Annotated in this window: 24 protein-coding genes; 13 read left to right on the forward strand and 11 right to left on the reverse strand. The window is 57.3% G+C overall.

The features are described from left to right. Positions 1 to 153: 153 nt before the first annotated feature. The 3 genes from CKW23_RS19085 (at position 154) to CKW23_RS19095 (ending at position 2,200) form a co-directional block, all read left to right on the forward strand. A complete protein-coding gene (locus tag CKW23_RS19085) occupies positions 154 to 798 on the forward strand; it encodes a hydrolase (protein WP_025258448.1) in 645 nt (214 codons plus the stop codon). A 189-nt stretch (positions 799 to 987) separates the two neighbouring features. Beyond that, complete coding sequence (locus CKW23_RS19090; protein WP_025258447.1) at positions 988 to 1,491, forward strand: GAF domain-containing protein; 504 nt, start codon at positions 988 to 990, stop codon at positions 1,489 to 1,491. 55 nt (positions 1,492 to 1,546) lie between these two features. Beyond that, positions 1,547 to 2,200 (forward strand): hypothetical protein, encoded by a 654-nt coding sequence (locus CKW23_RS19095; protein WP_025258446.1) that lies wholly within the window; start codon positions 1,547 to 1,549, stop codon positions 2,198 to 2,200. 118 nt (positions 2,201 to 2,318) lie between these two features. Here the strand turns inward: CKW23_RS19095 and CKW23_RS19100 are convergent, their stop codons facing one another. Next, entirely contained in the window at positions 2,319 to 2,429 is a 111-nt protein-coding gene (locus tag CKW23_RS19100) for a KGG domain-containing protein (protein WP_117148227.1), read from the reverse strand. A gap of 286 nt (positions 2,430 to 2,715) precedes the next feature. Between CKW23_RS19100 and CKW23_RS19105 the strand changes: the two genes are divergently transcribed. Both CKW23_RS19105 and CKW23_RS19110 read left to right on the forward strand, forming a co-directional pair. After that, on the forward strand, positions 2,716 to 4,527 hold the full coding sequence (locus CKW23_RS19105; RefSeq protein ID WP_095068132.1) for a bifunctional diguanylate cyclase/phosphodiesterase: 1,812 nt from the start codon (positions 2,716 to 2,718) through the stop codon (positions 4,525 to 4,527). A gap of 102 nt (positions 4,528 to 4,629) precedes the next feature. Further along, positions 4,630 to 5,415, forward strand: a complete 786-nt coding sequence (locus tag CKW23_RS19110; RefSeq protein ID WP_025258444.1) for a sulfite exporter TauE/SafE family protein — start codon at positions 4,630 to 4,632, stop codon at positions 5,413 to 5,415. On the opposite strand, the gene cysC is transcribed toward CKW23_RS19110, so the two are convergent. Then, positions 5,399 to 5,998, reverse strand: a complete 600-nt coding sequence (gene cysC / locus CKW23_RS19115; RefSeq protein ID WP_025258443.1) for an adenylyl-sulfate kinase — start codon at positions 5,996 to 5,998, stop codon at positions 5,399 to 5,401. The genes CKW23_RS19110 and cysC overlap by 17 nt on opposite strands. Before the next feature lie 229 nt (positions 5,999 to 6,227). On the opposite strand from cysC, the gene CKW23_RS27020 reads away from it, so the two are divergent. Next, positions 6,228 to 6,419, forward strand: coding sequence for a hypothetical protein (locus CKW23_RS27020; RefSeq protein ID WP_074569191.1), 192 nt, complete (start codon positions 6,228 to 6,230; stop codon positions 6,417 to 6,419). Positions 6,420 to 6,675: 256 nt separating this feature from the next. Here CKW23_RS27020 and CKW23_RS19125 read toward each other — a convergent pair whose 3' ends face one another. Continuing rightward, a complete protein-coding gene (locus CKW23_RS19125; protein WP_025258442.1) occupies positions 6,676 to 6,888 on the reverse strand; it encodes a hypothetical protein in 213 nt (70 codons plus the stop codon). Positions 6,889 to 7,083: 195 nt separating this feature from the next. Between CKW23_RS19125 and CKW23_RS19130 the strand changes: the two genes are divergently transcribed. Together CKW23_RS19130 and CKW23_RS19135 are read left to right on the forward strand one after the other, a co-directional pair. After that, positions 7,084 to 7,461 carry a Rho termination factor N-terminal domain-containing protein gene (locus tag CKW23_RS19130; RefSeq protein WP_025258441.1) on the forward strand — a complete coding sequence of 126 codons (378 nt, stop codon included), beginning with the start codon at positions 7,084 to 7,086 and terminating at the stop codon, positions 7,459 to 7,461. Positions 7,462 to 7,467: 6 nt separating this feature from the next. Then, a complete protein-coding gene (locus CKW23_RS19135; protein ID WP_095068133.1) occupies positions 7,468 to 7,980 on the forward strand; it encodes an alpha/beta hydrolase in 513 nt (170 codons plus the stop codon). Positions 7,981 to 7,988: 8 nt separating this feature from the next. Here CKW23_RS19135 and CKW23_RS19140 read toward each other — a convergent pair whose 3' ends face one another. Then, positions 7,989 to 8,228, reverse strand: a complete 240-nt coding sequence (locus CKW23_RS19140; protein ID WP_025258438.1) for a PLD nuclease N-terminal domain-containing protein — start codon at positions 8,226 to 8,228, stop codon at positions 7,989 to 7,991. Between the two features lie 220 nt (positions 8,229 to 8,448). On the opposite strand from CKW23_RS19140, the gene CKW23_RS19145 reads away from it, so the two are divergent. Further along, on the forward strand, positions 8,449 to 9,075 hold the full coding sequence (locus tag CKW23_RS19145) for a Yip1 family protein (RefSeq protein WP_095068134.1): 627 nt from the start codon (positions 8,449 to 8,451) through the stop codon (positions 9,073 to 9,075). A gap of 56 nt (positions 9,076 to 9,131) precedes the next feature. Here CKW23_RS19145 and garD read toward each other — a convergent pair whose 3' ends face one another. The 7 genes from garD to CKW23_RS19180 form a co-directional block, all read right to left on the reverse strand. Beyond that, positions 9,132 to 10,685: a galactarate dehydratase gene (gene garD, locus CKW23_RS19150; protein ID WP_025258436.1), complete on the reverse strand. Its 1,554-nt coding sequence runs from the start codon at positions 10,683 to 10,685 to the stop codon at positions 9,132 to 9,134. 10 nt (positions 10,686 to 10,695) lie between these two features. Beyond that, a complete protein-coding gene (locus CKW23_RS19155; RefSeq protein ID WP_025258435.1) occupies positions 10,696 to 12,075 on the reverse strand; it encodes an MFS transporter in 1,380 nt (459 codons plus the stop codon). 168 nt (positions 12,076 to 12,243) lie between these two features. Then, positions 12,244 to 13,155, reverse strand: a complete 912-nt coding sequence (kdgD, locus tag CKW23_RS19160; protein ID WP_025258434.1) for a 5-dehydro-4-deoxyglucarate dehydratase — start codon at positions 13,153 to 13,155, stop codon at positions 12,244 to 12,246. Between the two features lie 278 nt (positions 13,156 to 13,433). Then, entirely contained in the window at positions 13,434 to 14,183 is a 750-nt protein-coding gene (locus CKW23_RS19165) for a FadR/GntR family transcriptional regulator (RefSeq protein ID WP_025258433.1), read from the reverse strand. 97 nt (positions 14,184 to 14,280) lie between these two features. After that, positions 14,281 to 16,008: an ABC transporter ATP-binding protein/permease gene (locus tag CKW23_RS19170; RefSeq protein WP_025258432.1), complete on the reverse strand. Its 1,728-nt coding sequence runs from the start codon at positions 16,006 to 16,008 to the stop codon at positions 14,281 to 14,283. Between the two features lie 90 nt (positions 16,009 to 16,098). Next, a complete protein-coding gene (locus CKW23_RS19175) occupies positions 16,099 to 16,662 on the reverse strand; it encodes a response regulator transcription factor (protein WP_025258431.1) in 564 nt (187 codons plus the stop codon). Next, positions 16,659 to 17,918 carry an ATP-binding protein gene (locus CKW23_RS19180; RefSeq protein WP_025258430.1) on the reverse strand — a complete coding sequence of 420 codons (1,260 nt, stop codon included), beginning with the start codon at positions 17,916 to 17,918 and terminating at the stop codon, positions 16,659 to 16,661. The genes CKW23_RS19175 and CKW23_RS19180 overlap by 4 nt, the downstream gene beginning before the upstream one ends. A gap of 185 nt (positions 17,919 to 18,103) precedes the next feature. Between CKW23_RS19180 and CKW23_RS19185 the strand changes: the two genes are divergently transcribed. From CKW23_RS19185 to CKW23_RS19200, 4 genes are all read left to right on the forward strand, one after another. Further along, a complete protein-coding gene (locus CKW23_RS19185) occupies positions 18,104 to 18,817 on the forward strand; it encodes an SIMPL domain-containing protein (RefSeq protein ID WP_025258429.1) in 714 nt (237 codons plus the stop codon). Between the two features lie 171 nt (positions 18,818 to 18,988). Then, on the forward strand, positions 18,989 to 20,542 hold the full coding sequence (locus CKW23_RS19190; protein WP_025258428.1) for an HET-C-related protein: 1,554 nt from the start codon (positions 18,989 to 18,991) through the stop codon (positions 20,540 to 20,542). A 96-nt stretch (positions 20,543 to 20,638) separates the two neighbouring features. Continuing rightward, the gene (locus CKW23_RS19195) at positions 20,639 to 22,240 is read left to right on the forward strand and encodes an ABC transporter substrate-binding protein (RefSeq protein ID WP_025258427.1); all 1,602 of its coding nucleotides are present in this window, start codon (positions 20,639 to 20,641) and stop codon (positions 22,238 to 22,240) included. A gap of 264 nt (positions 22,241 to 22,504) precedes the next feature. Then, complete coding sequence (locus tag CKW23_RS19200) at positions 22,505 to 24,127, forward strand: ABC transporter substrate-binding protein (RefSeq protein ID WP_025258426.1); 1,623 nt, start codon at positions 22,505 to 22,507, stop codon at positions 24,125 to 24,127. Positions 24,128 to 24,154 lie beyond the last annotated feature (27 nt).

The following is a 24,154-nucleotide window of genomic DNA, read 5'->3' on the forward strand; positions in this document are numbered from 1 at the left end:
CTTTTCTGGAAACAATGAGTCTCAATTTTAGGGAATTGTCTCAACAACTGCCAGCCCGTAAATTTACTCCCAAGCCAGCAAGCAAACGCCAAGACAGGCAAAGCGGCTAACCCTTTAACGATTCGTACTGACTCAACTTGAAAGGAAATCATCATGTCCAAACTCGAACTGCTGAACCCGACCAACTCTGCACTGATCCTGATCGACCATCAGCCACAAATGGCTTTCGGCGTGCAATCGATCGACCGCCAGACACTGAAGAACAACACCGTGGGCCTGGCCAAGGCCGCCAGGCTGTTCAACGTGCCGACCATCCTGACGTCGGTGGAAACCGAAAGCTTCAGCGGTTACATCTGGCCAGAGCTGCTGGGTGTGTTCCCCGATCAACAGCCCATCGAGCGCACTTCGATGAACTCCTGGGAAGACAAGAAACTGGTTGAAGCGGTCAAGGCCACTGGCCGCAAGAAGCTGATCATTGCCGCACTGTGGACCGAGGTCTGCCTGACGTTCCCGGCGCTGGAAGCCATGGCCGAAGGCTACGATGTCTACATCGTCACCGACGCCTCGGGCGGTACGACCAAGGAAGCTCACGACATGTCGGTACAGCGCATGGTGCAGGCCGGCGCGATTCCTGTAACCTGGCAACAAGTGCTGCTCGAGTACCAGCGTGACTGGGCGCACAAAGAAACCTACGACGCCGTCATGGCGCTGGTTCTGGAGCACAGTGGTGCTTACGGCATGGGCGTCGACTACGCCTACACCATGGTGCACAAAGCACCGCAGCGGACCGTTTCCTGATAACCGATCGCAACAAGGCCGGCACGTCTTCCTGACGCGCCGGCTTTTGCTGTTTTGACGTGGCAGCTTGTCGTCTGGTGTTAATAAGCCATGAAGCCTTTGAGCAAATATGTCACGATCAGCCCAGCCGCAATGGCACACTGAAAATCAACAGGCTCGATATACCGCTACGCCTTGGAGTACAGCATTTTGAACAGCACATTGACGGCAGCAGAACTGGCCGTAATCAGTGAAATAGAAGCGACATCCAGCCTCTTGAAGCTGGTGACGCGGCTGACCGGTTTGAGATTTGCTGCCATCGCCAAGGTGACCGAAACCAACTGGACCGCCTGTGCGGTCTGCGACGAAATCCAGTTTGGTGTCGAGCCTGGTCACGAGCTTGAGATTGAAACCACCATCTGCAACGAGATCCGCGCCAGTCGCCATATCGTAATGATCGACGAAGTGGCGACGGACCCCGTCTATGCCAACCATCCGGTGCCGAAGCTCTACGGGTTCCAGAGCTACTTTTCCATGCCGATCATTTTTCCCAATGGCGTGTTCTTCGGCACCTTGTGCGGGCTCGATCCGTTGCCGGCCAAGCTTGGCAATCCGGAGACCGTCGATACCTTGAAGGTCTTCTGCACATTGCTGGGCAGCACGCTGTATGCCCATGAGCAGTTGCTGGAAGGTCAGGTGGAGATGAGCTGTTAAGGTGTTCGCGAATGAACGGAGCGCTGCCCAATTAGCTCCTGCCCGGGCATCTGATATGTGGTCCAAAGCCGTTCTCCCGGAGAATGGCGATGCCGCTATCAGGCAATTACTAAGCGCATGGCTGGGCTCGGTCCAGCGCTATATCGACATGCTGACTAACGATAACTGCTGGTGGCATAACGAACGCGCCAATATCAGCACACTGGCCGGCGCGGCATGGTCAATTGGCTGGGTGGCGCTCGAGGAATATCCCACACGCAAACATCGCCCCACGACCTCACATATAGATCAGCCCGAAACAGGTGGGCGTGGACGCTGCGACCTTTACATCAGCAATCACCACGAGGATTTCGCTTTCGAGGCCAAGCATGCCTGGCAAAGACTCGACGGGCCGGATGTCGTGAAAGTCGCAATGGATGCAGCAAGAAAAGATGCGCTGGCACTCAAGAAAGGAGAGGCTGGCCGTCATTTCGCCGCGACCTTTATCGTGCCGTTCCTGCCGAAAGCAGAGGTTCAAGGCATGACGGAGGAAGACTTGCGAGGGCGACTCAAGGAGTGGCTGGACAGTCAGAATACGTTTATCGGCGACACACAACGAAACATTGCCTATGCCTACACCTTTCCAGGAACAGGCACGGAATCATGGAGTAATGACATCAATCACTTCCCTGGCGTGGTGCTGGTACTGGAAGAGGTCCCTGTCGCGTAAAGATAAAGACCAACGCCCGCACCGCTTCTGCGATACGGGCATTCAGGCGGACGACGAGTCCATAGCCGCCTACAGCGAGCAAGAGAAACAATCACGTTTCCTGCCCGGTCCTTCACATTTACTCATCACTGCCTTTATTACTGCTCTGCCCACCCTTCTTGCCCGCTTCAGAAGCCTTTTCAGAATCCCTGGCGAAATGGCCGGGATTGTTGTCTCCAGTGCTAGCCATCTCCCTATCCTCCAGGCTTCATCGACCGCTTTAGTGCGTGTCGTATTTATTGAGAGGAAAGGGAAAATCTGTCGATCCATGAAAGCCGCTTCTCTTCGACGAGTGGTCAGCACTGAACTCCATAGCTACAGGCCAAGGCTATCAAGGCGTGTAGGTTTACCGGAGGTGGAAATATTTTTCTTCGGAAAACCTTGTTACTCGGTGATCAAAACAGTGGCACCAGTGTCTGATAGAGTGACCACTGCGTAGTGGCAATTAGTCACCACCCCGTTGATTCGAGAGTTCTATGAGCACCGGCGCCCCTCTTCCGCTGAACGAAACGCAACGTTTGTTGCGTATTACCGAACTGTGCGTGCTTGAAAACACGGTGGATGATGTCTTCGAGGAGATCGTGGCGATGACCGCCGAGTTCTTCCAGGCTCCCATCGTGCTGATTTCCATCGTCGACGAACATCGACAGTGGTTCCGCGCACGGGTTGGTCTGCAGGCTCAGGAAACGCCGCGTGATGTCTCGTTCTGCGCCTATGCGATTCTCACGGACGCCTCGCTGGAAGTGGTCGACGCCACCCTTGATGAGCGCTTCAAGGACAACGGCCTCGTGACCGGGGAACCGGGCATTCGTTACTACGCCGGCGCACCTCTGATTACCGACGACGGTATTGCGCTGGGCACGCTCTGCGTCATCGACACGGTGCCTCGCGAGGCCATGAGCGAGCGCGATGCGTTGATGCTCAAGCGTCTGGCCGGGCTGGTGATGAAACGTATCGTCGATCTGCGCCGCAGTTGCTTCGTCGATCAGACCACCGGACTCTACAACCGTCTGCGCCTTGAAGAAGACATTCTTCTGACGCTCAAAGCCGGTAAAGAGATGCGCCTGGTGGCCGTCGACATGATCACTCCCGAATTCCTCAACGATATCGTCAAAGCCTTGGGCTACAACTTCGCTCAGGATCTGATCGTGGCGATGAGAAACCGTCTGCAGGCCATGCTGCCGTCAGAATGCCCGCTGTATAAGGTGAGCCCTACGCGCTTCGGCTTTCAGTTGCCGGGCGATATGCCGGATGAGTCGATCTACCGCGCCATTCTCGAAGACCTTCAGTCTCCCGTGATATGCCACGGCATTCCGGTGCAGTTGCAGGTCGGCCTTGGGATTGTGCCTCTGCCGGGTGGTCAGGCAGAGGAGCAGGACTGGGTGCGCCTGGTCATCAGTGCCGCCGACGATGCCCGCGCTCGTCAGGTTGGCTGGGCCTTGTACGAACCGCACATGGACGCGACCCAACAACGCTCGTTCCAGCTTCTCGGCTCACTGACCAGTGCCGTGCATGCCCACGATCAATTGCGTCTGGTTTATCAGCCACGCGTTGATCTGGCCTCAGGTGAATGCACATCGGTCGAGGCGCTGCTGCGCTGGGTTCATCCGACACTGGGCCCCATCGGGCCTGCCGAGTTCATTCCCCTGGCTGAAAAGACCGCGCTCATGCGTCCCCTGAGCCTGTGGGTGTTGCAGACGGCCGTTGAACAGGCTGCCAGCTGGCAGCGCAAAGGTTTCGATATCCGTGTAGCAATCAACGTGACGCCTGACGACCTGACAGGGCCAGTGTTCACTGACCGGGTGATCTGGCTGCTGAAAAAGCATGACATTTCTCCTTCACTCTTCGAGCTGGAATTCACCGAAAGCGCGTTGATGCAGAACCCGACAGAAGTCCGCAGCCAACTGGAACGCTTACGCGAACTGGGCATGCATATCGCCATCGATGACTTCGGCACGGGCTACAGCAACTGGAACTACCTGCGGCAATTACCTGCCACAACCGTGAAGATTGACCAGTCACTGATGCGCAACCTCAACGTTGAAGAAGCGGACCAGCGCCTGGTCAAGGCCTTGATCGGCCTGGCCAAGAAGCTGTGCTATTGCGTGGTGGCCGAAGGTATCGAGACAGAGGCCGCCCGTAAACTGGTCAAGCAATGGGGCTGCGATGAAGGGCAAGGCTATCTGATTGCCAGACCTATGGAAGCAGACGCTCTGCTGAACTGGTTGCAACCCAGCCAGGTCATGCAAATCGCTGTCGACGCGCCGCCTGAAATCCGGATCCTGTAAAAACGGTTATAACCTTAGACCACATATTCATAACCGCTCAGAACATAAATCGTTATGCTGCCCGCCGGTTTTTACCTGACAACAGGTCTTACAGGGTCATATATGGACGTCGGCGGTCTGGGTTTTGTAGTAGCGGGTTTGGTGGTCGGTTTCATTGTCGGGATGACAGGCGTAGGTGGGGGTTCATTGATGACGCCCATTCTGCTCTGGTTCGGCATCAATCCGGCGACCGCCGTGGGCACAGACCTGCTCTATGCCGCGATCACCAAGGCCGGTGGCGTGGTGGTTCACAAAAAGAACGACAACATCGACTGGAAGATCACCGGCTGGCTGACCCTGGGCAGCGTACCGGCGGTGTTGATGACGTTATGGTTTCTGAGCACTCTGGACTCGGCACCCGATGCCCTGAATGCAATCATCAAGCAGGCGCTTGGCATCGTCCTTCTTCTGACGGCCATGGCCGTACTGTTCAAGAAAAAACTCCTGGCCTTTGCCCACAGTCGCGGCGACGGAGTTTCGTTCTTCAGCGGCTCTAAACTGAACGTTCTGACGGTGGTGACCGGGCTGATCCTTGGCACCATGGTGGCCTTGACGTCCATTGGCGCTGGCGCACTGGGCACAGTGGCGCTGTTCATTCTTTATCCCTTGCTGGCCACCCGGCGTCTGGTGGGCACGGAAATCGCGCATGCCGTGCCGCTTACGCTGGTCGCAGGCCTTGGGCATGCCAGTATGGGCAACATGAACTGGGAGTTACTGGCCTGGCTGTTAATGGGCTCATTGCCCGGCATTTACCTGGGCAGCCACATGGCCGGGCGCATATCCGACGACCTGCTGCGGCCCTTCCTGGCAATCATGCTGGGGATGATCGGCTTCAAGCTGGCGTTCTGATCGAGGCCAGAACCCGGTTGACGGCTTCTGGCACCGCAAGCTCGGAGGTATCGATCGTCACAGTGGCACTGTGCGGTGCTTCATAGACGCTATCGATACCGGTCATGTTCGGGATCAGCCCGCGGCGGGCCTTCTTGTACAGCCCCTTGGGGTCACGCTCTTCGCACACCTGGATTGGCGTGCTCACATAAACCTCTGTGAAGTCGTCCTCACCAATCACCTGCCGGGCCATTTCCCGCTCCCGGTGAAAGGGCGAGATAAACGCCGTAATCACGATGAGCCCGGCATCCATCATCAAGCGGGCCACTTCCGCGACCCGGCGAATGTTTTCCACCCGGTCTGCGTCGCTGAACCCAAGGTCCCGGTTCAATCCCTGACGAACGTTGTCGCCATCGAGCACGTAAGTCCGTTTGCCCTCGGCATGCAGAACCTGCTCCAGGGCATTGGCCAGGGTCGATTTGCCGGAGCCCGACAGACCGGTCAACCAGATAACCTGCCCGGTATGGCCATTGAGACGTTCTCTGCCCTGGCGGGTGATGCTGAGCGTCTGGCGATGGATATGCGGCTGGCTTTCATTGGCCATTATCAGACCTGTCCTTGTGGTTTGCCCGGTCCCGAACAGTACCGTTTCCGGCACCCTTGCCGCTGGATGTTATCAACAAGTTGATCCCGATCAAGGGAGATGAAACACGCTCATCGGGATATGTAATTTTTTGTAGCTCAATCGGCATTTTCGGCGCAGGATTTCGTGCGTCAACTTTCCGTGCCGGTGACTCGGCATCTGCTCACCTTACAAAATGGAGATGCGTACAATGCTTATCCGAATTGAAGAAGGTAATCACGGGGCAAACTGGGTAGTGAAACTGGACGATTACCCAGTGACCTGCCGGAGCTGGCAAGAAGCCAGGGAGTTCGCCGAGCGAATGAAATCGCGCATTGATGCGCCTCACCCCCTCCCACGCTCTGCCAGACGAGCAACGCCGGAACGCACTGCTGCAACCTGACACCCTCTCACCAGCCCTCCGGTGCTTGACGGATAAACTCCGGGGGGCCTGCTTTCGCTGCATCGAGCCCGCTATTTTCCGTGCATCGCCTACCTAAAAATCCGTTCTCGTTTTGCCAACATTCATTTCACATCCTCTTCACGTTTGGCTCTGTACATTCACATCACTCCTTTGATGAATCCCATTTGGCCCGCCGTGTTGTGGGCCATTTTTTTGCCTGTAAGAAACCGGTCAGTCCCGCCTTCGGCAAACCGCTCTATTCACCCTGACTGGCAAATGCGTTTTCCTGAACCGCAACCGATTTGCCACTCACGCCACCATTCAGCAAAACGCTCTCGTTCAACTGTGCCAGACGATCACTTCCCGAACCGCTGACAATCGTGCTGCTCCATTGCCCCACAACGGTCGCCATCCAGCCGAGCAGAAACAAGGCAACAACCTGCAACGCCCACTTTGCAATTATCGACATGTGTTTTCTCCATAACGGATTCGTGATGGCGAGGATATAAACATCCCTGCATTGCAGAAGAATTGCAGAAAACGGCGTTTTATCCACTCCGGTCACTCATCTCGTCGGCGGAACTCCTGCAGACGACCTCGATTCATAACCCATGAGGCCAGAAAAAACCTGTCCAGGCTGTTTCACTACGAGAGGAGAAATGCCATGCCTACCTCGAACAAAGACCTGTACACCGCCAAACAGAAACGCAAAGCCGCCAGCATCGAAGAAAGCTACGAGCAAAAAGGCGTGCCCAAAGACGAAGCACAAGCACGTGCATGGGCCACGGTGAACAAACAATCCGGTGGCGGCGAGCGTAAGGGAGGCTCGGGAACCCGCACATCCGCCGAGGCCAAGACCGAGGCACGTCAGGACTCGGCCAAGCGTGCCGCCGAAACCAGAAAAGGCATCCCGCGCAACGACCTTCCCCTGGAAGAGCAGACCAAAAACGATCTGATGCAGCGCGCACGAGCGCTTGAAGTTGCCGGTCGCTCGGCCATGAACAAACAGGAGCTGATCCAGGCCCTGAAAAAACGCTCATGAAAGGAGTTGCCTTATGAGCGGGTCAAGAACAGCACCAACAAAGCCGAGGTTGCGCGCAGTGAAAGCATCGAGATAAACGTTGAAAACCAATCCATCTCCGGAACCATCCTGACTCCCGGCGCGAAGATACCCGGCATACTCTTCGTTCACGGCTGGGGTAGCAGTCAACAGCGCGACCTGGCTCGCGCCAAGAACATCACAGGCCTTGGCTGTGTGTGCCTGACCTTCGACCTGCGCGGTCATGAGCGCCCCCGACAATCGCGCCCTGGCTGCCTGCAAGGATTTCTGATCGAGTCAGAACAGGACGACTACGTGCCCCATGCCACGCTGATGAGCTATCGCAGCGCCTTCGAGCTTGCCCATTCTCGAACTTATCGGCTGGTGGATGGCGCCGACCATGCGCTGAGCAGTGACATCAGCCAGAGCATTTACAGCTCCATGCTGACGAACTGGATCAGCGAAATGGTCATCGGCGCACGGCAGCTCAATTACCCTCACCATTCGGCGAAGTATTCCTGAAGCCGACATCAATACTTGCTGGCTTCCTGAGCCGGGTCCGCGGGTTTGGAGACATGCCGTGGCCCGGTCAGTACCCACAACAGCACACCGATCACTGGCACGGCAACGATCACGATGAACCACATCAATTTGTTGCTGGAGGACGTATCGCTCTTACGCACCCGCAGGACAGCCCAGATATCGGCCAGCACAATGAGTGCGACCAATGCCGTAAAGAGCCATAAACCACTTTCAGATATCCAAGGCATTTGAAACCTCCCACCTGTTTGAACAGAGGCCACCGAACAGGCGCCCTTGAAATAGAAGAGGTCCCGACAGGCCAGAAAGTTCAGAGAAGTAGGAAAACTCAATGCGTTCATGGCTCCGACCGTCCCATGGGTCGAAACCATTCAGGCATCAGCCAGTAAAGTCTATGGGGGCTCGCAGGAAGCAGGGAAAGTTGCGGGCAGACACTGAGAGGGATTCGCCATGAACGCGCCATTGATCGTCAAACTTTTCATCCAGCCCAGAGACGCCTGGCGAACCATCCGGCACAAGGAGGACCAGGAACCCCGGCATTACCTGCCCCACTTGATACTGCTGGCGCTGATACCGGTCGTCTGCCTGTATATAGGCACCACTCAGGTCGGCTGGAGCCTGGCTGAAGGTGAAAACGTGAAACTCAGCACCAAGAGCGCACTGCAGCTCTGTGCGTTGCTGTACGTGGCTTTTCTGATCGGGACGCTGATTATGGGAGGCTTCATTCGCTGGATGTCTCGAACCTTTGAAGCCCGACCGCCCCTCAACCAGAGCATCGGCTTTGCCACCTACACCACGACACCCTTTTTCCTGGCGGGTATTGCGGGCCTGTATCCCAGTCGCTGGCTGGCAATTCTGGTGCTGGGGCTTGCTTCGATCTATTCGACGGTGCTGCTGTTCGTGGGCATAGCCCCTTTCATGCGCCTGCCCGAAGGCAAGGCTCCGCTCTACGCCGCAGCGGTCTGGGCGGTAGGGCTGCTGGTGCTGGTCACGATTCTGGTATCGACGATTCTGCTTTGGTACAACGGCCTGACGCCGGAGTATGTGCGCCATTCGCTGGGTGAGGTAGAGGGTTGAGGGGCGTCGCGAATGAATCCGCCCGTGCAGGAGCGAATTCATTCGCGAAGCGTCTATCAGGTAATCGGAGCCGGGTTGAACAGGGTGATGTCGTTGTGCAGACGGTAATGCTCGGTCCAGGTCTTTTTCTTGCCGCTGGCCACATCCAGATAGAAGTGGAACAGCTCCCAACCCAGGTCTTCGATGCTCGCGCGACCGGTTGCAATGCGTCCGGCGTCGATATCGATCAGGTCGGGCCAGCGCTGGGCCAGTTCCGTACGGGTCGAAACCTTGACCACCGGGCTCATGGCCAGGCCATACGGCGTACCACGTCCGGTAGTGAACACATGCAGGTTCATCCCGGCAGCGAGCTGCAAGGTGCCGCACACGAAGTCACTGGCGGGCGTCGCACAGAAAATCAGCCCTTTACTCTTGAACCGCTCGCCCGGGCCAAGCACGCCGTTGATGGCGCTGTTACCGGACTTGACGATCGATCCCAAGGACTTCTCGACAATGTTCGACAACCCGCCCTTCTTGTTGCCCGGCGTGGTGTTGGCGCTGCGATCCGCTTCGCCCTTGGCCAGGTAACGGTCGTACCAGTCCATCTCGCGTACCAGTTCCTGCGCAACGGTTTCATCCTGTGCGCGGGAAGTCAGCAGGTAGATGGCATCGCGCACCTCGGTCACTTCGGAAAACATCACCGTCGCGCCAGCACGCAACAGCAGGTCCGAAGCGTAACCCAGTGCCGGGTTGGCGGTGATGCCGGAAAACGCATCACTGCCGCCGCACTGCATGCCCAGAATCAGTTCAGACGCCGGCACGGTTTCGCGACGACGCTGATCCAGCTTTTTCAGACGCACTTCAGCCAGTTCCATGATCTGTTCGACCATTTCATTGAAGCCATGGCTGGCATCCTGAAGCCGGTACAGCCATGGCTCGCTGAGATCCACGGAGCTGTCGTCTTCATGCATGACCTGCCCGGCCTGCAATTTCTCGCAGCCCAGGCTGATGACCAGCGCTTCGCCGCCCAGGTTCGGGTTGCGAGCCAGGTTGCGAACGGTACGGATCGGAATGTAGGCGTCAGTTGCAGAGATCGCCACGCCACAGCCGTAACTGTGGGTCAGGGCCACCACGTCATCGACGTTGGGATAGCGCGGCAACAGTTCGTCACGGATACGCTTGACCGCAAAATCCAGAACACCGGTCACGCACTGAACAGTGGTGGTGATGCCCAGGATATTACGAGTGCCCACAGTACCGTCGGCGTTGCGGTAGCCCTCGAAGGTGTAACCCTCCAGTGGCTCCCCTTTTTCCGGTACCGCATCGGACATCGGCAGGCTGTCCAGCGCCGGCGCAGAAGGCATGCGCAACAGGTCTTCCCTGACCCAACTGCCACGTGGAATAGGCTGCAGAGCATATCCGATGGTGTGGCCGTAACGAATCACGGCCTCCCCTTCAGCCAGATCCACCGTACTGACCTTGTGGCTCTGCGGTACGTTATCGACAGTCACCAGCCCGTTGTCGAACTCGGTTCCGGCTGGAACGCCCTGGTCATTGACCACTACCACCACGTTATCCAGCGGATGCAGCTGGATGTACCGTGGAGAGTCGGCATGTTGAATCAGGTTCATCACGGTTACCTCAAGATTTGGCTTGTGAAAGGTCGCTGGCCTGGTCGTCCAGCAAAGGCCCCTTGGTTGGCGGCTCTTTCAATTCCACTCGCTTGATTTCACCCACTATGAAGATGTAGCTGATTACCGCCAGCAGCGCGTTCGCGCCGACGAACACCAGTGCCCACTTGAAGGAACCAGTAGAGCTGATGATGTAGCCAATCACGATCGGAGTCGTGATCGAGGCAATATTACCGAAAGTGTTGAACAGGCCACCGCTCAAACCGGCGATCTGTTTTGGCGAGACGTCGGACATCACAGCCCAGCCCAGCGCACCGACACCTTTACCGAAGAACGCCAGCGCCATGAAACCTACGACGACCCATTCAACATCGACATAGTTACAGGTGACGATGGAGGTCGACAGCAGCAGGCCGCAGATGATCGGTGCCTTGCGGGCGAAGGTCAGCGAGTGGCCTTTACGCAGCAGGTAGTCGGAAATGACACCACCAAGCACGCCGCCGATGAAGCCGCAAATGGCCGGCAAGGACGCAATGAAACCTGCCTTGAGGATGGTCATGCCGCGTTCCTGCACCAGATACACCGGGAACCAGGTCAGGAAGAAGTAAGTGATACCGTTGATGCAGTACTGGCTCAGGTAGATCCCGAGCATCATGCGGTTGGTCAGCAACTGGCGAATGTAATCCCAGCGCGGGCCGCCGCCTTTCTTGTCCTTGCTCTTGTCCTGAGTATCCAGGTCGACCATGCCGCCGTTGCTGGCGATGTGTTCGATTTCGGCTTCGTTGATCAGCGGATGGTTACGCGGGCTATAGATGACTTTCATCCACAGCAGCGAGAACACGATGCCGCCGGCGCCCATGACGATGAAGACATGTTCCCAGCCGAAGGTGTAAACGATCCAGCCCATCAGCGGAGCGAACAGTACCGTGGCGAAGTATTGCGCAGAGTTGAAGATCGCCGAAGCAGTGCCGCGTTCGGCAGTCGGAAACCAGGAAGCCACGATGCGGGCGTTACCCGGGAAGGACGGTGCTTCGGCCAGGCCTACCAGGAAGCGCAGCATGAACAGCGCGACGATTGCAGTGGAGACGCCAAACTCACCCACATAGCCTTGCAGCAGGGTGAACAGGGACCAGGTGAAAATGCTCAGGGCATAGACTTTCTTCGACCCGAAACGGTCAAGCAGCCAGCCACCGGGAATCTGACCGGCCACGTAGGCCCAGCCGAATGCAGAGAAGATGTAGCCAAGGGTTACGGCACTGATGCCGAGGTCTTTCTGAATGCTTGAACCGGCAATTGCGATGGTGGCTCGGTCTGCATAGTTGATCGTGGTGACCAGGAACAGCATCAACAGGATCAAATAGCGGACGTGAGTCGGCTTGGACTTTTGCATGTTTTTGAACTCCCACTCATTATTTTTTTACGCGGGTAATACATTTTTTTTGGGTCCAGCTCTGCAGGCCCCTTAAAAGTGTCAGCGGCGACGACAACTTTTACCTGCATGGTCTTGCGGTCTAACGACAAAACCGCTGATCACTCAGCGGCTTTGCCTGTAGCGGTGTTACTGCTTGCCTTGTTTATCCATCAGCGCAGCCAGCATTTCGACTTCTTCGCCAGTCAGGTCAGTCAGCGGTGCGCGAACCGGACCTGCATCGTAACCAGCGATTTTTGCGCCGGCCTTGACGATGCTCACGGCATAGCCGGCTTTACGGTTGCGAATGTCCAGATAAGGCAGGAAGAAGTCGTCGATGTACTTGCCGACCGCTTCGTGATCGTCACGAGCGATAGCGTGGTAGAAGTCCATCGCCAGCTTCGGAACAAAGTTGAATACCGCCGAGGAATAGACCGGCACGCCCAGCGCCTTGTAAGCGGCGGCATAGACTTCAGCGGTCGGCAGACCACCCAGGTACGAGAAGCGGTCACCGAGGCGACGACGGATCGAAACCATCAGTTCGATATCGCCCAGGCCATCCTTGTAGCCGATCAGGTTCGGGTTGCGCTCGGCCAGTTTTTCCAGCAACGGAGCGGTCAGGCGGCAAACGTTGCGGTTGTAGACGACAACGCCGATCTTGACCGACTTGCAGACCGCTTCAACGTGAGCGGCAACGCCGTCCTGGCTGGCTTCAGTCAGGTAGTGCGGCAGCAGCAACAGGCCTTTGGCACCCAGACGCTCGGCTTCTTGAGCGTATTCGATGGCTTGACGAGTCGGGCCACCGACACCGGCCAGGATTGGCACGCTGGTTTCGCACGTGTCGACGGCAGTCTTGATGATTTCCGAGTATTCGCTGGCAGCCAGGGAGAAAAACTCGCCAGTACCACCGGCAGCGAACAGCGCGCTTGCGCCGTACGGAGCCAGCCACTCAAGGCGTTTGATATAGCCAGCGCGGTTGAAATCGCCCTGGGCATTGAAATCGGTAACCGGGAAAGACAGCAGACCGGAAGAGAGGATGGACTTCAGTTCTTGTGGATTCATTATTCGAACACCCTGTGGGACAGAATTATTAGAGGATCACCGGGGGGCAGATCCGATGTCGTAAGTCATCGTACAACTGAAAATAAAATGTCTCAACAGGGATTTGCAGGTTTTTCGGAACTAAAGCGATGAAAGGGCTTTGAGGCCTTTAAAGACGGGGCTTGGGGATTTTGGGAGGGAGGTGGAGCGTTATATGACCACTGGGGCTTTCGCGAATGAATTCGCTCCCACACAGGCTGTGCGGAGTGAATTCATTCGCGAACAGAGAGCGATAACGATCAGGCCCTCTGCGACTCTGCCTCTTCATGCGCATGGCGCAGACGTTCGCGGCTGTTGGTGAGGTGCAGGCGCATGGCGGCGCGGGCGGCCTCGGAGTCCTGGCGGGCGATGGCCTCGTAGATTTCTTCGTGCTCGCGGCTCAGGCGGCTCATATAGTGCTGCTGATCATCATGAGCCAGGCGTGCCGAGTTCAGGCGTGTGCGCGGAATGATGCTGGTGCCCAGATGGGTCATGATGTCGGTGAAGTAACGGTTGCCGGTGGACAGCGCGATCTGCAGGTGGAACTGGAAGTCCGAAGCCACGGCATCGCTGGCATGGGCTGCGCTTTCGTTCAGCGCATCAAGCGCGGCGCGCATGGCGGCCAGTTGCTCATCACTGCGACGCTGCGCTGCAAGGCCCGCAGATTCGACTTCCAGGCTGATACGCAACTCCAGAACCGCCAGGACATCACGCAAGGTGACGATGGTGGCCGGATCGATCCGGAAACCGCTGGGGCTCGGGATATCCAGCACGAAAGTGCCGATACCGTGCCGCGTCTCGACCAGACCGGAGGCCTGCAAGCGGGAAATGGCTTCGCGAACCACTGTCCGACTCACGCCCTGCTCTTCCATGATGGCGGATTCGGTAGGGAGTTTATCGCCGCGCTTGAGCTGCCCGCTGCTGATTCGCTCGGACAGCTCAGTCACCAGTTCCTGCGCAAGGCTGCGGTGCTTTCTGCGTGCGCGAGGCGCAGCGGTTTGCTTTTCCATATCCAACATCGATCTCGGCACTGTTAACAAAGACCAATCATAGCTCAGCGGTTATACGATAACACCCTGAAAACCTGAGAAGGGGGACAGACAGAATTCAGACAAGGTATTGCTGCCTCGTCTGTTCAAGCAGTTTTTCCCCTTCCACCCGCAGATATCGATCATGAAAATGCTTGAGACTGCTGCGGTGCCCGATGCTGAGAATCGTCATGTCGGGCAGCTCATCGATAAGCGCCTGATACAGCGCCGCTTCGTCTTCTTCATCCATGGCAGACGTGGCCTCGTCCAGATACAACCACTTGGGCGCAAACAACAGAGCCCTGGCAAAAGCGACCCGCTGCTGCTCGCCGGGTGATAACAGGCGCTGCCAATGGTTTTCTTCATCCAGTCTCGCGACCAGATGCTCCAGACGGCAGGTGTGCAAAACCTCGACAAATCGCTCGGACGAATACTGTGCCGTGGCCTGTGGATAACTCAAGGCTTCGCGCAACGTACCGATAGGCAGATAAGGCTTTTGTGGCATGAACATATAACGCTCGTCCGGCAAGCGGATGTGCCCCTGCCCTTCATGCCATAAACCGCCCAGAGCGCGCAACAAGGTGCTTTTGCCACTTCCCGAACGGCCACTGAGCATGACCCGCTCGCCCGCCTGGATAGACAGACTCGTATCGCGCAACAGTTCGCGACCACCGGTGAGGCCCAGCCCAAGCGCCTGCAGTTGCAAAGCTTCGCTACCGCGACTGAGGGTAATGGCCGGACGATGCGCTTCATTGTCATCCATGCCCTGGCGGAAGCTGAGCAGGCGATCACAGGTCGCGCGCCATGAAGCCAGCGAGGCATAGGCTTCGATGAACCAGCTGAAGTTTTCCTGCACATTGCCAAAGGCCGAGTTGATCTGCATCAGATCCCCCAGCTCGATCTTTCCGGCGAAATACCGGGGCGCCGCGACGATGAACGGGAAAATAAGCGCAATCTGTGAATAACCTGCGGTAAAGAACGTAAGGCTTTTCTGAACCTTCATGATCGAGCGAAAGTTGCTCCAGATCATGCCGAAACGATTGCTCAGCCGCTGCTTCTCGCTAGGCTCGCCATCGCACAGCGCAATGCTCTCGGCGTTTTCCCGTACCCGCACCAAAGCAAAACGCATGTCGGCTTCAAAGCGTTCCTGCTGATTGTTCAGCACAATCAGACGCCGCCCGATCAGGTGCGTCAACCAACTGCCGACCACGGCATATACCAGCGCCGCCCAGAACATATAGCCGTGAATCGTGACACCCATCACTTCGACGCTGCCGGAAACGCCCCACAGGATGACCGAGAACGACACCAGGCTGACCACGGTACTCATCAGCCCGATCCCCAGCGACAGGGTTCGGCTCGTGAACTCATCGAGATCTTCGGACAGGCGCTGGTCAGGGTTATCGGTGTAACCGGCCTGTTCCAGCTGGTAGTAATTCTTGTGGCTGAGCCACTTGGCAAAATGCTGCTCGGTCAGCCAGCGGCGCCAGCGAATGGTGAGCATCTGTGTCAGGTAAAGACGATACACCGCCACTAGAATCGCCACGGCAGCGATGCCGCAAAAATACAGAATCAGGTGAGAGAAAGACGCCAGGTCTTTCTTTTCCAGAGCGTTGTAGAAATCCCGGTACCAGCTGTTGATCTGCACCGAAATTTCCACACTGAGCAGCGACAGGGCAATCACCGCCGCCAGCAGCAACCAGGCCATGCGCCGGTCTTCGCTACGCCAGTAAGGCGTGATCAGCTTCCAGATTCTGGGGAGGAGCGTACCGCTCGGGGCGTCGTTGACTTCAGGGTTGCGATTCATGATTCAGGCCCGGCTTCTCTATCAGAAAGAAGAACAATGCCCGTTCACAATGAAGCAAAAACGCCCTCTGACCTCATGAATAAAACTTCATCAACGGCGCACAGGACGCTTCTGCAATTTGCGCTGCAAGGTGCGGCGGTGCATGCCCAGCGCACGGGCCGTGGCCGAGATATTGCCTTCATGCTCGGTCAGTACCCGCTGGATGTGCTCCCACTGCAGGCGATCCACCGACATGGGGTTTTCCGGCACCAGAGTGTCCAGGTTCGCATGCTCGGACAGCAGGGCCGCCAGCACGTCGTCGGCATCCGCCGGTTTGCACAGGTAGTTGCAGGCGCCGCGCTTGATCGCCTCGACCGCTGTCGCAATGCTCGAATAACCGGTGAGGATCACCACGCGCATTTCAGGGTCCAGTTCCAGCAGCTTGGGCAGCAGCACCAGGCCGGAGTCGCCGTCCATCTTCAGGTCGAGCGCGGCGTATTCGGGGATATCGTTCTGGGCAATCACCAGCCCTTCTTCGGCCGAACCTGCGGTGCTGACGCGAAAACCACGACGGCTCATGGCCCGCGCCATGACCCGGGTAAAGGTTGCGTCGTCGTCGACCAGCAGCAAATGCGGAAGCTCTTCGCCTTCGACCTGGATGTCATCATCACTCATGCTTCATCTCCTTGAGTGTCACGAGGCAAGCGCAGCTCGGTGAGCGTGCCGCCCTCTTCATGACGGTAGAGTTTTACAGAACCCCCGGCGCGGGTAACGCTGGCTTTGCTCAAAAACAGGCCCAGGCCGAAACCTTTGCCCTTGGTGGTAAAGAATGGCTTGCCGATCTGCTCGGCAATGGCCAGCGGCACACCAGGCCCGTGGTCACGAATATTGATACAGATTTCCGCGCTGTCCCAATCCAGGTTGACCTCCAGCCCGTCGGGACAGGCATCGGCCGCATTGTTCAAGAGGTTGAGCAGCGACTGGGTCAGGTCAGGCGGCGGCGCCAGCATCGGCACCTTGTCCTTGCCCAGCTGGAAAAAACGATAACTGACTTCAGGACGCATCAGGTGCCAGCGGTTCAGCGACTCGTCCATCCACTGAATCACCGTCTGATATTCCACCGCCATGCGCCGGTTGGCCTCAGCGGCACGCACCAGTTGCTGAAGCGTCTGCTTGCACTGCTTGACCTGTTCCTGCAGGACCGAAAGATCGTCCTGCAACTCAGGATTGCTATGATCCTGGCGCATTTCCTTGAGCAACACGCTCATGGTCGCCAGAGGCGTGCCCAGCTCATGGGCTGCGCCTGCGGCCTGGGTTGCAACGGCCAGCAATTGCTCGTCACGCAGGCCCTCTTCGCGGCGTACCGCTCGCAACTGCTCCTGACGACGCAGTTCTTCGGCCATCTTCGCCGCAAAGAACGTAATGACCGACGCCGCCAGGGCAAAGCTGAGCCACATGCCATAGATCTGCATGTTCTCTCTGGAGATCGGGTAGGTTTCCAGCGGATAGGACCGGTACAGCAGCGCGGTATAGAGCGTCAGGGCGATACCGGACAAGATCAGGGAATAGCGCCATGGCAAGGTGACGGCAGCGATGGTCAGCGGCACCAGATAATAAGACACGAACGGGTTGGTCGAACCGCCGGAGAAATACAGCAATGCACTGTGGATGATCAGGTCCAGCGCCAGTTGCAGCGCGTACTCCAGTTCCGTGACAGGCCAGGAAGTGCGCAAACGCACTGCCGTCAGCACACAGAGCGCGACCGAACAGCCCAAGGTAATCGACAACGGCAGCCAGGGCAGCGGCAGCACGTTGAACAGCCAGGCAATGCCGACCGAACCGGCCTGCGCAGCCAGCACCAGGGTGCGAATGAACGTCAGGCGCCACAGGTTCTGGCGCGAGGCTGAAAGCATTTGAACGGGGGCGAGCATGAGCTCTCCTGATGAGCGCTCCAGGCGGATCGAAACGAGTATAACCAAGCGAGAGACAAAACTGGAAAAGTGCGTCAAAGCGCCACATACCGAACTGTCCGGAACCGGAACTCCTGACTACAGTCATATGAAGTTGCATCAGTCCGACAATCGTCGGATGACGCTTTTATAACAAGGAGTTGCTCATGTTCAATCTTCGCCCTGTCGCCCTGGTCATAACGCTGGGAATCACGATCCTGGCCTGTGCCCAGGCCATTGCCGAGGAACCTCGTTACAACCAGATTTCATTGCGCGCCGAGGTCAATCAAGAGGTCCAGCGCGACCTGATGCTTGTCACACTCTACAGCGAAGCCCAGAACAGCGACCCGGCAAAGCTCGCGGCACAGATCACCGAAACCCTGAACAAGGCGCTGGGCCAGGCGCGTCAGGTCAAGGACGTGACGATCCGCCAGGGCAGCCGCAACAGTTACCCCATCTACGACGAGAAAGGTCAGTCGATCACTGGCTGGCGTGAGCGCGCCGAACTGCGCCTGGAAAGTGCCGACTTTGCCGCGCTGTCCAAGCTGACAGGGGAGTTGCTGACCGACCTGAAAATGGGCGGCATGGACTTCTCCATTTCCACGCCAACCCGCAAGGCCAGCGAAGATGCCCTGCTCAAGGATGCCGTGACCGCGTTCAAGGCTCGCGCCCAACTGGTCACCGAGGCTCTGGGTGGCACGGGCTACAAGCTGGTGAACCTGAACCTCAATACCTCGGGTTACCCACAGCCCTACCTGCGCGCGCCGGTCATGATGATGAAAGCCGAACGTGCCGACGCCGCCCCGACGCCTGATGTCGAAGCCGGCACCAGCCAGGTCAGTGTCGCAGCCGATGGTGTGATCGAAGTGCAGATTCCCTGACCCGTCTTCGCGAATGAATTCGCTCCCACTGCAGGAGCGAATTCATTCGTGCCCCCCGACACCCCCTGTCTACTTGCCCTACAACACTCAACGCCTCGCCTGATTCTCCCTCCCCGTACAACTCGTAAACTCACCTGTAACTTCAATAATCTTTCAATAAAGGAATCAAGGATGAATCCTGGCACCAGCACGTACGGCAACTATCAGCAGACTGAAAACACTACCGGTGAGGTCTACGAACCTCTGCCCGTGGCCGCCCGTTTTGAAGCGGGTCAGGGCGAAAAAACCAGGGCCACTCACGGCTCGATAGAAGAAATCCTTGAAACGGCTGGCTTCAAGAAAAATGAAATACGGGCCATTTACTTCGGCAACTGGCTGCGCGATTACTCGCAGTTGCTCGACCCGAAGATCGTCCGCGCCACCACCATGCCCAAGCGTTTCCCGGACCTGCTGTCCCGCGAGGCCCTGACCAGAATCGTGGATGTACTGGCCGTAAAGGAGTTCACCGACCTGATGCAACTCGACCGGTCGAGCTTCACCGTGACGCCGCAAAGGCTCGGTGTTTACCGCCCCGGCGAACACATCGACAACCCCAGGGCCATCAACCCGGAACCGGCCAACCCCAAAGAGCGTGACGCTGACTTCGAGGACTGGGTAAAACCCGACGACCCGGCCTTGCAGGTCGACTTCCAGACCTCAATGAAACGCTATATCCAGCGTTCTGTAGAAACCATGAGCAGCGAGCTGGATAGGGCAACGCAGGCCGGCCCGCAATCCTTCGATGGTCTGCGGGCGCTCGGTTCGGGCCTGCATATCCTCGAAGACTTTTTCTCCCACTCCAACTTCGTCGAGCTGAGCCTGATAAAGCTCGGCCACACGAACGTGCTGCCATGGACCTCCGAAGCCGACTGCCGACATCGGCTGCCTCTGGTGACCGGCATGTTTGGCGGCAGCGATATCATTGCCAGCCTTGCCGCACCACTCGGCAAGATACTGTTTTCGACAGAGAACAAACCGTTTGAAGCCATCAAGGCCGGAGAACGTTACGAACGCGACCAGATCATTCAGATCCTGCTCAGCGAACACCCGAACGAACAACTGTTGCAGAGTTATGAAACATTCCTGACCACCCGCGACCAATGGGCCAACCTGCCTTTCTCGGAACAGGTCGAACGGTTCTATGCCTTTATTGGCGCACCGGGAAGAATCGTCAGCAATGCAATCGGAACAGCCATGCAAGGCCTGGCTACCTGGCTTGGCAACAGCATCGACGACTTCCAGACGATCCTGGGTGACGACCCGAACACCAGCGGCTCTACGGACCCGTCACACTCACAGCTCGCCAAGGACCATGCCGAGCACCCGCTGCATTCTCTGGCTGCTCTCCTGGCGGAAAAAGCGGTACTGCAAGTGGGCCAGACGATATTGGGTCAATGGTCCAACAAAGACGCGGCAGAGCATCCTGCACAAGTGGCTGCGAAATTCTTCGTACACCCGATGGACAGCGACTGGCAGGACGAACTGGTTCGCGACTGGGCAAACAGGAACCCTGGCCGGGTGAAACATGCAACGCTCAAAAGCGATCTGGACCGCACCCAGGAGCAGTTGCGAATCAGCACAGAAAAAGCCCTGCTGACCTTCAACAAGGAAAGCTCCAGTTTCCTGCAAACCTTTTACGAGAGTCATTCGCTGTCAGACCTGTGGAATAAAATCACGGGCAAGTAAGAGCGTTGTCCGACTCCTGACAAATGCGGCACTATCCGCTGTCTATCTGCACGTTGATATTCAGAACGGTTATTGCCGCACTTTGCGAGGGGTTTCATGGGACATACGATCTTAAAACCGCTACTGTTGACCACCGCACTGCTGGCCTGCGCCCCTTTGGCTCAAGCCGCCAGCACTCTGGTGTACTGCTCCGAAGCCAGCCCGGCTGGCTTCGACCCGAGCCAATACACCAGCGGTACCGATTTCGATGCTTCGGCCGAAACGGTTTTCAACCGCCTGACCCAGTTCAAGCGCGGTGGAACAGAAGTGGAGCCAGGGCTGGCGACTCGCTGGGAAGTGTCTGCCGATGGCCTGACCTACACCTTTCATCTGCGTGAAGGTGTGAAGTTCCACACCACCGACTACTTCAAGCCAAGCCGGGCTTTCGATGCCGACGACGTGCTGTTTACCTTCAACCGGCTGCTTGACCCTGATCAGCCGTTTCGCAAGGCATACCCTTCCGAATCGCCCTACTTCACCGACATGGGCCTGAACACCACCATCAAGAACATCGAAAAGGTCGACGCCCACACGGTCAGGTTCAACCTGAACAATGTCGATGCCGCGTTCGTGCAGAACCTGGCCATGAGTTTCGCCTCGATCCAGTCCGCCGAATATGCCGCGCAACTGCTCAAGGAAGGCAAGGCCGCCGACCTGAACCAGAAACCCGTCGGCACCGGCCCTTTCGTGTTCAAGCGCTATCAGAAAGACTCGCAGATCCGTTATGTGGGCAACAAGGAGTACTGGAAGCCTGAAGATGTGAAGGTCGATAACCTGATCTTCTCGATCAACAGCGATGCGGCCGTGCGTCTGCAAAAACTCAAGGCGGGTGAATGCCAGGTCAGCGGCTACCCTCGCCCGCAAGACATCGAAGAATTCAAGAAGGACCCGAAGATCAAGGTCCTGAGCCAGCCGGGCTTCAACCTGGGCTTCCTGGCTTATAACGTCACTCATCCGCCGTTGGACCAGCTCAAGGTTCGTCAGGCGCTGGACATGGCCATCGACAAGCCAGCCATTATCAAGGCCGTCTACCAGAGTGCCGGGCAACTGGCCGAGAACGCGCTGCCGCCAGGCCAGTGGAGCTTCGACCCAACCATCAAGGACGCACCTTACGACCCGACCAAGGCAAAGCAGTTGCTCAAGGAAGCGGGCATCGCACCGGGCACCCAAATCAACCTGTGGGCCATGACGGTGCAGCGCGCCTCCAACCCCAATGCGCGGATGTCAGCGCAGATGATCCAGTCCGACTGGGACAAGATCGGCATCAAGGCCAACATCGTCACCTATGAATGGGGCGAGTACATGAAGCGCTCCCGTGCAGGCGAACACGATGTGATGATCTACGGCTGGACCGGTGACAACGGTGACCCCGACAACTGGCTGGGCGTGCTGTACAGCTGTGCGGCGGTCAAGGGCAGCAACTTCGCCAAATGGTGCGATCCGGCCTACGACAAGCTGGTGCAACAGGCCAAGGTGACCACCGATCGCGATGAGCGGATCAAGCTGTATAAACAGGCGCAGCAAGTGCTCAAGGCACAGGTGCCGATCACGCCGATTGCCAACTCCAGGGTCTTCCAGCCCATGCGCCAGGAAGTTCAGGACTTCAAGATCAGCCCGTTCGGCCTGACGCCTTTCTATGGGGTCAGCCTGAGCAAGTAAGCTCATACAAGGTAACAACCACACACCAACCGGGTGCATTCAACACGCCCGGTTGCGCGTTTATGGTGCGATAAACGGCAAAAATCCTTTGCGCAAACGATCAACTGCGCAGAAATTACACTTACGCGACATTCATGTACGCTCGTTCCACTTTTTACCGCCCCTTTGTCGTCAGCACCTTGCTTCGGGTACGACCCCTGCATAAGTATCGGATGGATCGGCTCACGAGGTCGTTCCCTCCAAATGACAATAACTGAGGCCTCCATGCTCAAACACGCAGTCATTCCGTTCATCGTCGGCGCAAGCCTGCTCGCCAGCGCACCCTTCGCTCAGGCGGCATCCAACCTTGTGTTCTGCTCAGAAGGCAGCCCGGCAGGCTTCGACCCGGCCCAATACACGACCGGTACCGATTTCGACGCCTCGGCAGAAACCATGTTCAACCGGCTGACCCAGTTCGAGCGCGGCGGCACGGCTGTCCAGCCGGGTCTGGCGACCAGTTGGGATGTGTCTCCGGACGTGCTGACTTACACCTTTCACCTGCGCAAAGGCGTCAAGTTCCACACCACGCCGTACTTCAAGCCAAGTCGCGATTTCAATGCCGATGACGTGCTGTTCACGTTCAACCGCATGATCGACAAGGACCAGCCGTTCCGCAAAGCGGCCCCGACCGAATTCCCGTACTTCACCGACATGGGCATGGACAGCAACATCGCCAAGGTCGAGAAAGTCGACGACTACACCGTGAAGTTCGTTCTCAACACCGTCGATGCCGCGTTCATCCAGAACCTGGCCATGTCCTTTGCCTCGATCCAGTCTGCCGAATACGCCGACCAGTTGCTCAAGGAAGGCAAGGCTGCGGACATCAACAGCAAACCTGTCGGTACCGGCCCGTTCGTCTTCAAGAGCTACCAGAAAGACTCGAACATCCGCTTCACCGGTAACAAGGATTACTGGAAGCCCGAAGACGTCAAGATCGACAACCTGATCTTCGCCATCACCACCGATCCCTCGGTACGCATTCAGAAACTCAAGAAGAACGAGTGCCAGATTACCGCCTACCCGCGTCCGGCCGACCTTGAAACGCTCAAGGCGGACAAAAAGCTGAAAATGCCCGATCAGGCAGGCTTCAACCTGGGTTACATCGCCTACAACGTGATGGACAAGATCAAAGGCAGCGACACACCGAACCCGATGGCGCAACTGAAGGTTCGCCAGGCGCTAGACATGGCGGTCAACAAGCAGCAGATCATCGACTCGGTCTACCAGGGTGCAGGCCAACTGGCCGTCAACGCCATGCCGCCAACCCAGTGGTCCTATGACACCACCATCAAAGACACCCCGTACAACCCCGAGAAAGCCAAGGCCCTGCTCAAGGAAGCCGGCATCAAGGAAGGCACCGAAATCACCCTGTGGGCGATGCCGGTACAGCGTCCTTACAACCCCAACGCCAAGCTGATGGCCGAGATGCTTCAGTCCGACTGGAAGAAGATCGGTATCAACGCAAAAATCGTCAGCTACGAATGGGGTGAATACATCAAACGCTCCAAGGGCGGCGAAAACGGCGCCATGCTGATTGGCTGGAGCGGTGACAACGGTGACCCGGACAACTGGCTGGGCACCCTGTTTGGATGCGACGCCATCAACGGCAACAACTTCTCCAAGTGGTGCGACAAGCCTTACGACGCAATCATCAAGCAGGCCAAGGCCACACCTGACCAGGCCAAACGCACCGAGCTGTACAAACAGGCGCAACACCTGCTCAAGGATGCCGTGCCGATGACGCCTATCGCGCACTCCACCGTCTACCAGCCGATGAGTAATACCGTTCAGGACTTCAAGATCAGCCCGTTCGGACTGAACTCCTTCTACGGTGTCAGCGTGAAGTAATAGCAATACGCCTGCGCTGTTATTGCA

Origin of the sequence: Pseudomonas sp. Irchel 3A18 (assembly GCF_900187465.1) — a bacterium.
Classification (GTDB): domain Bacteria; phylum Pseudomonadota; class Gammaproteobacteria; order Pseudomonadales; family Pseudomonadaceae; genus Aquipseudomonas; species Aquipseudomonas cichorii.